Origin of the sequence: Streptomyces sp. NPDC046805 (genome assembly GCF_040645355.1) — a bacterium.
Lineage (GTDB): Bacteria > Actinomycetota > Actinomycetes > Streptomycetales > Streptomycetaceae > Streptomyces.
The window spans coordinates 24,523-32,683 of the sequence record NZ_JBEYYC010000048.1 but is presented as its reverse complement, the minus strand read 5'-3'; the positions used below and the strand labels follow the sequence as shown (position 1 = coordinate 32,683).

The following is an 8,161-nucleotide window of genomic DNA, read 5'->3' as shown; positions in this document are numbered from 1 at the left end:
TCTCCAACCAGAAGCGTCCACCCGAGTCGTGAGCACTCACTCATGCTCGCGACAACACACTTGAGCGCTGTTATGCAGTAGCAGCTCACAACCCCTGGTGGGGTTCGGACTGCACGAGTCCCTGCTCGGCCAGCCGTACGAGAGCTTCCCGGAGCACACTCACGCTCACGTCATAACGCGCACTGAGCACAGGAAACTTCAACCGACTCCCGGGCAGCAACCGCCCACTGAGAATGTCCGCGCGCAGACGGGCACGGATGTCGTCGCTCAGCGTCTGCTTACCGCCCTTGACCACCATGCCACAACTCCATCAAGCATCGAATCAACCAAACAAATTCGAAAATTCTGCAGATCGTAGAAAGTAGACGCCACAAACGGCAGACGGAAATATTTCGAACGCAACAACTTTCAGGACATGACAGACCTCACATGAAGACTAGTTAACCATTCAACGACTTTGGAGTAATGTCGCCAATGCCCACTTCAAAGGGCAGACCACCACGATCCGTTCACAGATCGTGGGGTGAGTAAGGAGGATGGCTCATGACACCCAGGATTGCGCGCCGGACCGCCGGCGTGGCCGTCTCCGTGACTGTCGCCGTGGCAGGACTCCTCGCCGTAGGTGGCACCGCCTCGGCGACGGCACTTCCCAGCGACGAGCAGTCCGGCCTCGTCCGAATCTCCGACAGCCACGACAGGGACCGGTGTTCTGGAGTAGCCGGCGACGACGCTCGCCGTACCTGGGTCCTCGATCAGATCAGCTGGGTCCGTGATCACAGCCTTCCTCACCGGGACCACTGACACGAGAACCACCACAGTTCCATTCGGAAGTCAGCGCGCCACGGAGCGTGCCGATGGCTACCGCAGCACTGTGAACGCATCACACCACACAGCTGGGGCGGCCTTCCCGGTCGCTCAAGGGACAGCAGCGATGACGAAATGGGGTGCCGCCCCTCCCCCGGACAGCAGGTGTTGCGCGCCAACCCTCATTCCGCAAGCAGCAGTTACGCCGAGCGGCCTCAGTGTGCGCTACGTGGTGGCGTGCAACACGTTCCACCGAGCCGTTCCGGACTGCCGAAGCCACATCAGAGAGTTCGAGCCATGACCGACTACATAGATCACATGCTGCACATGGAGCTCCTGCTCACACCAGAAGAGCCGGTCGCAGTGCAAACCCGCCTGAGGTATCGGCGGCGTGACCCGTTCACCGTGCACGTCACCTTTTACGCCGGCACCTCGAGCCCGGTCCTGTGGGTGTTCGCCCGCGACCTAATGTCGCAGGGCACCCGCGAACCGAGTGGAGAGGGAGACGTACGATTCTGGCCGAGCGGCAGCGGAGCGGCCGCCGTGCTGAACCTGACCCTGTCCTCGCCTCACGGACGCGCCCGCCTCAGAGCTCCGCTCCCGGCGGTGGCCGAGTGGCTGAAGCGCACGTACCTTCTGGTACCCGCGGGCCGAGAGGGCGAAGAACTCGACCTGGACGCCGAAGTTTCACGGCTGCTGCACGGAGCCGTGTAACGCCCTACCGAGCCGCGCCTTACGCTCCCTCACCTTGCTGGCGTCTGCCGCACTTCCGTGGCCGCCCCACCCATCTCCACCCTGATCCACTGGCTGCCGCCACCGTGGACCGGTGATGACGCAGGCGACTCCCACGGGGTCGGCTCAATCGGTCCACAGACAGGCACGCCATCGGCGGGTCGTCGATCCGCCCCTCCCCTACCTGCCACTACCTGGGCCGCGTGCGGATCAGCTTCCGGCCTTCGGCCAAGCGGATCACGGCACCGCGCGCGTCGTCCTCTCCGCCGGGGGCGAATGACAAGGCCGCGCCCTCCGCGGGCCTCCGCCTCAATAAATGCCGGAATGGTGATTGCGCAAACATTGTTATGGTGGACGCACACCGCACCACATCCGCTGCCGGAAGCCCGGAAGCGGCGAAAGGCTGGTGAACAGTGACAGGCAAGAAGAATCAGTTCCGAGCCCAGGCTCCGGGCCTGCCCGTCCTGGCCGGCGCCGCGACCATGCGCCGGCCCGGGATGTCCGCCCGCAGCCGGGCCGACCGGTCGCTCACCTGCCCACTGCCGCACTCGCTCTCCGCGCCGACCCGGGCCCGGAGGATGACCCGGCGGCTGCTGGACCGCTGGGGGCTGAACGGGGACTACGCCGCCAGCGTGGAGGTGGTCGTCTCTGAGCTGGTCACCAACGCCGTGTGCCACGCCCGGCCGGACATCCGCATCACCTGGCGGATACTCTCCCGTGACGGGCGGGCGCACGTACGCGTGGAAGTCGCTGATGGCGGGCCGTCCGGCGACGCCTCCGTCTGCTCAGACCGCCCGGCCGATGAGCAGGGCCGCGGCACTCTGGTGATAGACGCGCTCGCGTCCGACCACGGCACGGTGCAATGTGCCATGGGTGGCGCATTGCACTGGGTGGAGATAGCCGTGCCATGAGGAAGCGGCCCGGCGCACAGATTCGGGTCAGGGGCCACTGTGAGCCGCCCCGAGCCCGGCCGCGACTGGAAACCCGGTCAACCGTCCCGGTCAATACACCCCGGAACACCGCGGGGCTTTCGTTTGGCTTCAGCAGGCGGTCGGCAGCGGACATCGGCAGCGAAGTCGATTTCGTGGTCAGCTCGCCGCGGGACCGCCTATGGCGCCGCGACCGCTCCCCGGGCAGGGCCCCCCTTTGGCGGTGAAGCCCCGTTCCCAAGGTGCCGTCGACAGGCCGCATCCGCAGTCGGTTGTAGACACCTCGCCGGTTGCCGTATTCCTCCGGCAGTGCACGTGGCACGCCAGTGACCACCCCGCTTCGGCGTCCAGCCTTCTCGTGCGACAGGCCTGTCTGGCCGGTGATCTGCCGCAGCCCCCACCCTCAGCCTCCAGCCCTCTGTCAGCGTGGCGGTTGTCGCGCACCGGATTCACGTCCGTGCTTCGTGGGCCTCCGGGGCGGCCGGAAGGCTCTCGTCAGCTGCGGTGAGGTGGGGCAGTTCCTCGGGGGCGGTGGTTCCGAGGCGGCCGGCCCGGAAGTCCTCCATGGCCTGGCGGATTTCGGCCTTGGTGTTCATCACGAAGGGGCCGTAGCGGGCGATTAGCTCGCGGATCGGCAGACCGCCCAACAGCAGCACCTCCCAGCCAGTGCGGCTGCCGTGGTAGTCCTGGATCGTCGATGCCCGCAGGGTCAGGACCTGCCCCGGGCCGAGGACTGCGAGCTGCCCCCCGGCCAGCGGGCGCTGCTCGGCGCCGACGGTGCCGCGCCCGGCCAGGACATACACCAGCGCGTTGAACTGCTCCGGCCAGGGCAGCGCGAGTTGCGCACCGGGGCTGACGGTCGCGTGGACGTAGCTGATCGGGGTGCGGGTGACGCCCGGCCCGCGGTGGCCGTCAAGCTCGCCGGCTATGACGCGCAGCAGGCTGCCGCCGTCATCGCTGGAGAGCAGCACGGTCTCGTGCGCGCCGATGTCCTGGTAGCGGGCCGGGGTCCACTTCAGCGCCTTGGGCAAGTCGACCCACAGCTGCACGCCGTGGAACAGGCCGCCACGGGCGACGAACTCCTGCGGCGGAAGCTCGGAATGCAGCACCCCGGCGCCGGCGGTCATCCACTGGGTGGCGCCCTCGGTGATCAGTCCTCCGCCGCCGGTGGAGTCCTGGTGCTCGAATGCGCCGTCGATCATGTAGGTGACGGTCTCGAAGCCGCGGTGCGGATGCCACGGGGCCCCTTGGCTTCCCCCGGCCCGTACGCCACCGCGCCCAGTCGGCCAGCCGCAGGTCCATACCCGGAAGAGACGACGGACCTCGAAATCCTCCCCCTCCAGCTACCGATGGGCGGTGACGGTCTCGCCACCGGCCGCCAAACGGCTTCCCTTGCGGCAGGTCGAGTGGCGAACTGTCCTGGATGCAGCTCGCGCCTCCGCGCATCGGCGGCCAACGACGGCCAAGCGCGTCAGGTCATGGCGGCGCCATGGACAGCAGCGGGTGTCGGCACCGCCGTAGTCAGGATCGAGGCGGACGGACAGGCGCAGGCTCTTCGCCGTACACATTCCGAAGACGTTGCAGAAGGCACCGCCGCGGCTCTCGACCGTTCAGTGCGGAGGATGACTGCTGCACTCCAACAGGAGGAGCAGGGGCCGAGGCCGGCGCCAGACGTGATGTGGGGCCGGCCAAAATCTCCTGACGCTGCGATAGCCGACTCGCGCACCTACCGAAGGCCCACTGTCGAGCGTGCCTCCTGCGAACTGGCCCGGCCTGCCCGTTCCCACCCCTGCGCACCACATATCCGACACGGGCTCAGGAGATCGTAGAGCAACAGGTCCAGAGGGAAGCCGACGTCGGCGTCAGCCCCGCGACCAGCCGTCACCCTCCCGATGATGCGAGGCCCCATCGTCGCTGTACTTCCGACCGTGGTCGAAGTCGGTGCCCGCCGCATTCCACTGGAACCAGCGGTCGCCGTCCCAGCGGTACGAACGACCCGCGTGCTCACGGACCCAGTAATGACGTCCATCGTGGTCCCGGACCCAGTAGATCTGACCGAGGACCCAGAGGAACCGAGCGTCGTCGTCACGGACCCAATAGACGCGACCGTCGTCGTCGCGAACCCAGTAACCACGACCATCCTGGTCGTAGCGGCCCTGGCCGTCGCCCCAGTGGCCGCGCCAGTCCGTGTCACGGCTCTTGTCGATCCACGTGGACTGGGAAACGACGGCAGTCCGGTCGCCGGTCGGGAGGGTCGCTGCCGAGGCGGAACCCCCTGCGGCGAGGAGCCCGGCCGCTGCGACCGTCGCGGCAGCGGCCGCAGCGGCGGCTCGACGCGCAATCTTGTACGCCATGATCTTTCCTCCTTGCTCATCCCGCGACCTGCGGAAAACGGACCGCGGTGGATTGCCTTGCATCAGACACTGACGACAGTACTCCGAAGTAGTTGAATCGTTTACTACTTTCGGAGTGAGGTGTGTCATGTCCGGAAAGTCGTTGCGTCGGAATGTTCCGGCAGCCCCTGTCTCCGCTCCAGCAGAAGGCGTCGCGCGACCGGGCGGGGATGTTCTGTTTCACCAGGATCGACCTGCGAGTGAAGGGCGTCAGCGACTGCTGCCGGAAGCAGGCCTGACACGTGCACAGTTCGTGTCAACCCGCTCCGGACGAGCCGCCGTTGAGCCCCGCCGGATGGTGATCCGGCTCCGGGTGCGCCGATTCCTCTGCGACCGCAGAAGCCATTCGCCGGCATGCGCTTCAGAGCCTGTCGGCCGCCCTCCGATGCCGGTCGCAGCGGATCAAGCGCGATTCACAGTCCGTACCGCTCACGGGCCTGCTGAACGGTCTGCGGCTTGACCTCACCACGGTGGGCCAGCCGGGCGAGGGCGGCGACCACGATCGACTGCGCATCCACCCCGAAGTGACGGCGGACCGCCTCGCGGGTGTCGGAGAGACCGAAGCCGTCCGTGCCGAGCGAGCTGTAGTCCTGCTCGACCCACTGACTGATCTGGTCCGGCACTTGACGCATCCAGTCGCTCACCGCAAGTACAGGCCCGGGGGCGCCTGCCAGGGCCTCCACGATGTACGGAATGCGGTCCTCGCCGCCCAGTCGCGCTGCGTCGCAGGACAGGGCGTCGCGGCGCAACTCGCTCCACGAAGTGGCGGACCACACGTCGGCGGTCACGCCCCAGTCGGCGGAGAGCAGTTCCTGGGCTTCCAGGGCCCAGTGAATCGCCGTGCCGGAGGCCAGCAGTTGGAGACGGGGGGAATCGGCCGAGGGCGCAGTGCCTTCCTTGAAGCGGTACAGGCCCTTGACGATGCCCTTCTCAACTCCGTCCGGTATGGGGGGTTGGGGTTTGGTTTCGTTGTAGACCGTGAGGTAGTAGAAGACGTCTTCGGCGTCCGGCCCGAACATCCGCTTCAGGCCGTCCCTGACGATCACGGCGACCTCGTACGCGAACGCCGGGTCATAGGCCACTACCGCCGGATTGGTCGAGGCGATGAGATGCGAATGGCCGTCGGCGTGCTGGAGTCCCTCACCGGTCATCGTTGTGCGGCCCGCCGTTGCCCCGATGAGGAATCCCCGGCCGAGTTGGTCGGCGAGCTGCCACATCTGGTCGGCAGTGCGTTGCCAGCCGAACATCGAGTAGAAGATGTAGAAGGGAATCATGGGCTCGCCGTGGGTCGCGTACGACGTTGCCGCGGCGATGAAGTCGGCCATGGCGCCGGCTTCGGTGATCCCCTCGTTGAGAATCTGGCCGCCCAGCGCTTCCTTGTAATGCAGGAGCTGGTCACGGTCGACCGGATCGTACGTCTGGCCTCGTGGCGAGTAGATCCCGGCAGTCGGGAAAAGTGATTCCATGCCGAAGGTGCGGGCCTCGTCCGGGACGATCGGCACCCATCGCTTGCCGGTCTCTTCGTCTCGCATCAGATCCTTGACCAAGCGAACGAACGCCATGGTGGTGGCGATCTCCTGGTTACCGGACCCCTTGGCCAGAGCCTCGAAGGGCTTGACGGGCGGATCAGGCAGGGCAGCCGCCGGATGGATGCGCCGGGCCGGGATCGGGCCGCCCAGCGCGGCGCGGCGCTCCTGCAGGTAACGGACTTCCGGGGCATCGGGGCCCGGGTGGCCATACGGTACGAGGTCGTCGTCCAGCTTCGAGTCCGGGATCGGCAGCTCCAGCAGATCCCGCATGGCGCGGAACTCCTTGCCGGACAACTTCTTCATCTGATGGTTCGCGTTGCGAGACTCGAAACCGGGCCCGAGCGTCCAGCCCTTCACCGTCTGGGCCAGTATCACGGTCGGCGCACCCTTGAACTCAACAGCCGTCCGGTACGCCGCGTACACCTTGCGGGCTTCATGGCCCCCGCGCGATGTGTGAAAGCACTCCGCGATCTTGGCATCGGTCAGCACCTTGGCCATCTCCGCGAGGGCCGGGTCCGCTCCGAAGAAGTGCTCGCGGATGTAGGCGACGTCACGCGCGGCATATGTCTGGAACTGGCCGTCCGGGACGGCACGCAGGCGACGGACCAGTGCGCCGGTGGTGTCCAGGGCGAACAACTCGTCCCAGGCGGAGCCCCAGAGGGACTTGACCACATTCCAACCGGCGGCTCGGAACTGGGCCTCCAGCTCCTGCACGATCTTGAAGTTGGAGCGGACGGGGCCGTCGAGGCGCTGCAGGTTGCAGTTGATGACGAAGGTGAGGTTGTCGAGCTGCTCACGCCCGGCCAGAGCAAGAGCGGCGGTCGACTCGGGCTCGTCCATCTCACCATCACCGAGGAAGGCCCAGATATGAGACCGGGATGTGTCCTTGATCCCGCGGTGGTGCAGGTAGCGGTTGAACCGGGCCTGGTAGATGGCGGAGAGCGGGCCCAGGCCCATCGACACGGTCGGGAACTCCCACAGCCACGGCAGGCGACGGGGGTGCGGGTAGGAGGGCAGGCCATGGCCGCCGGCCTCCCGACGGAAGTGGTCCAGGTGCTCCTCGGTCAGACGACCGTCGAGAAAGGCACGGGCGTAGATGCCGGGCGAGGCGTGACCCTGAACGTAGAGCTGGTCGCCTGAGCCGTCGCTCGCCTTGCCGCGGAAGAAGTGGTTGAAGCCGATCTCGTAGAGCCAGGCAGCGGATGCGTAAGTGGCCACGTGCCCCCCTACGCCGAAGCGGCTGCCGCGGGTCACCATCGCAGCCGCGTTCCAGCGATTCCAGGCGGTGATGCGCCGCTCCATCTCCTCGTCTCCGTCGAAGGGCGGTTCCGCGAGGGTGGGGATGGTGTTGACGCAGTCCGTCTCCAGCAGCTTCGGCAGGGCGATTCCGTTGCTGTCGGCATGCTCCAAGGTCCGCCGCAGCAGGTAAGCGGCGCGGAAGGGCCCAGCAGCCTTGGCGACGGCGTCGAGCGAAGACGCCCACTCGGCTGTCTCTTCGGGATCGCGATCCGGCAGCTGGTCGAGTCCGCTCGACTGCTTGCTTACGGCATGGGTCATGGCGGCCGCCTTCCGAGTGGTTCCCCGTCTTTCGCAGTGGCCCGGCCCAACAGGCAGAGCCGGTGAGACTGAGAAGCACACTACGGTCGATCGATGATCGATCAAAGTAGTTGAAGGTAAAACTTCACGCGGTAGTCGGCGTAGTGTCGGGGGTACGAACGATCAGCAGAAGGGGGCTGTCCGGGGCGCCGCGCCAGTGCGCCGGCTGGGCTTGATC

6 protein-coding genes and 1 pseudogene are annotated in these 8,161 nt (G+C 66.8%); 3 read left to right on the top strand and 4 right to left on the bottom strand.

The window, feature by feature from the left end:
* Positions 1 to 85: 85 nt before the first annotated feature.
* A complete protein-coding gene (locus ABZ910_RS33925; RefSeq protein WP_361372857.1) occupies positions 86 to 298 on the bottom strand; it encodes a GntR family transcriptional regulator in 213 nt (70 codons plus the stop codon).
* 245 nt (positions 299 to 543) lie between these two features.
* Between ABZ910_RS33925 and ABZ910_RS33920 the strand changes: the two genes are divergently transcribed.
* The 3 genes from ABZ910_RS33920 to ABZ910_RS33910 all read left to right on the top strand — a co-directional run bounded on the left by ABZ910_RS33920 (position 544) and on the right by ABZ910_RS33910 (position 2,447).
* Positions 544 to 801, top strand: coding sequence for a hypothetical protein (locus ABZ910_RS33920; RefSeq protein ID WP_361372855.1), 258 nt, complete (start codon positions 544 to 546; stop codon positions 799 to 801).
* Positions 802 to 1,101: 300 nt separating this feature from the next.
* On the top strand, positions 1,102 to 1,518 hold the full coding sequence (locus tag ABZ910_RS33915; protein ID WP_361372853.1) for an SsgA family sporulation/cell division regulator: 417 nt from the start codon (positions 1,102 to 1,104) through the stop codon (positions 1,516 to 1,518).
* A 431-nt stretch (positions 1,519 to 1,949) separates the two neighbouring features.
* Positions 1,950 to 2,447, top strand: a complete 498-nt coding sequence (locus ABZ910_RS33910; protein WP_361372851.1) for an ATP-binding protein — start codon at positions 1,950 to 1,952, stop codon at positions 2,445 to 2,447.
* Positions 2,448 to 2,914: 467 nt separating this feature from the next.
* Here ABZ910_RS33910 and ABZ910_RS33905 read toward each other — a convergent pair.
* The 3 genes and pseudogenes from ABZ910_RS33905 to aceE all read right to left on the bottom strand — a co-directional run.
* Positions 2,915 to 3,727, bottom strand: a pseudogene (locus ABZ910_RS33905) (pirin-like C-terminal cupin domain-containing protein); the annotation flags it as partial.
* Positions 3,728 to 4,327: 600 nt separating this feature from the next.
* Positions 4,328 to 4,819, bottom strand: coding sequence for a hypothetical protein (locus ABZ910_RS33900; RefSeq protein WP_361372849.1), 492 nt, complete (start codon positions 4,817 to 4,819; stop codon positions 4,328 to 4,330).
* Positions 4,820 to 5,271: 452 nt separating this feature from the next.
* Positions 5,272 to 7,944, bottom strand: coding sequence for a pyruvate dehydrogenase (acetyl-transferring), homodimeric type (gene aceE, locus ABZ910_RS33895; RefSeq protein WP_361372847.1), 2,673 nt, complete (start codon positions 7,942 to 7,944; stop codon positions 5,272 to 5,274).
* Between the last annotated feature and the right edge of the window lie 217 nt (positions 7,945 to 8,161).